Genomic DNA, 1,415 nt, shown 5'->3' with positions numbered 1-1,415 from the left:
CCTTCCGGGCAGGAACGAGAGCGGCAGGATAAAGGACAGGGGTTCAATACGGAAATCCCTTCTCCCGAGGACAGCCGCCTGGAAGGGAACAAGAAGGATGCCTATGAAAAGGCTCTGATGGAACAGGAAAGCAGGAAAAGGAAGACATTCTTTGAAGCAGCGGAGTCCATGTTTGCCAAAGAGGAACGGAAAGACAGTGTCCGTCTTCCCGATAACATTCCACCGGAGAGGCAAACGAACACGGAAACGGAAACAGAAAAAGGCAATGCCGGACCGGTCAGTTCCTCGGCCGTAGCCTACCGTGAGATGAACCGTACGCTGGGAAGCATCTATGAACCGCGGACCGATCCGGAAAAGGAAAGGCTTCTGGAAAGGATTGAGGAACTGGAGCGTATGCAGCAACAGCAGCAGAAACAGGAGCCACTGTCAGGCATGGAGGAAAAGATGGCCCTGATGGAAAAATCCTACGAACTGGCCGCCAAATACAATAACCGTCAGGCAGTGGAGACTCCTTCTCCCGTCAGAAAAGCGGAGGACAAAAAAGCCATGCCGGTGAAACAGGTTCACAATGAGGTGGTATCCTCACTTTCCAGACCTATGAGCGACGAAGAGCTCATATCCGCCTTTTCGGGAGAACGCAATGCCAGTTTCAATACGGCTGTTGGCCGGAAGACCGTAACGGAAGGCAATACCATTGCTGCCTGTGTACACGGAACACAGACCGTATCCGACGGACAGGCCTTGCGCCTGCGGCTTACCGAGCCCATGTCCGTTGCCGGACGTTTCATACCGAAAGGGACTGTACTGGTAGGTGGCACACGCATACAGGGTGAACGGCTGGAAATCATGGTCAATGCCGTGGAATACAAGGGAACTATCCTGCCAGTGGAGCTGGAAGTCTATGATCTGGACGGACAGCAGGGAATCCTGGTGCCGGGGTCACTGGAATATGACGCTGCCAGAGAGATTGCCGCCAATATGGGAACCTCGATGAACAGCAGCATCAACATTTCCACCGATGCCGGGGCGCAGATTGCCTCCGATCTGGGAAAAGGTGTAATACAGGGCGTTTCCCAGTACATATCCAAACGGATGCGTACGGTAAAGATTACTTTGAAGGCCGGACACCGGGTACTGCTCCATTCACCGGAGAAATGAAATACAGGAAAACTATGAAAGAAAAGACAACCATTAAACAAAAGCACATGAAGAAGATTCTGATGATGTTTGCCCTTTTACTGGGCGTATCGGCTGCCTGGGCGCAGCAGAGTAGCGGTGATTATTATGAGGGGCTGACCCGTAAGATCGGTTTCAGCCAGATGATTCCGCCGCACGGACTGGAAATAGCGTATGACAAGACTGTCCATGTTATTTTCCCTGCTCCGGTCAAGTATGTGGATCTTGGTTCTACAAAC

2 protein-coding genes are annotated in these 1,415 nt (G+C 52.1%); both read left to right on the top strand.

What is annotated here, in order from left to right; all coding sequences use genetic code 11:
* Nucleotides 1–1,158: conjugative transposon protein TraM (traM, locus tag ACMP1L_RS06230; RefSeq protein ID WP_418452382.1), on the top strand; the 1,158-nt coding region annotated here is incomplete at its 5' end.
* 14 nt (nucleotides 1,159–1,172) lie between these two features.
* A partial coding sequence (locus tag ACMP1L_RS06225; RefSeq protein ID WP_475544522.1) for a hypothetical protein occupies nucleotides 1,173–1,415 on the top strand: 243 nt, incomplete at its 3' end.

It is taken from the genome of Ventrimonas sp. (assembly GCF_048380235.1).
In the GTDB taxonomy this organism is placed as follows: Bacteria; Bacillota; Clostridia; order Lachnospirales; family Lachnospiraceae; genus Brotaphodocola.
The sequence above is the reverse complement of the archived record's forward strand: the minus strand, read 5'-3'. Positions and strand labels throughout refer to the sequence as shown.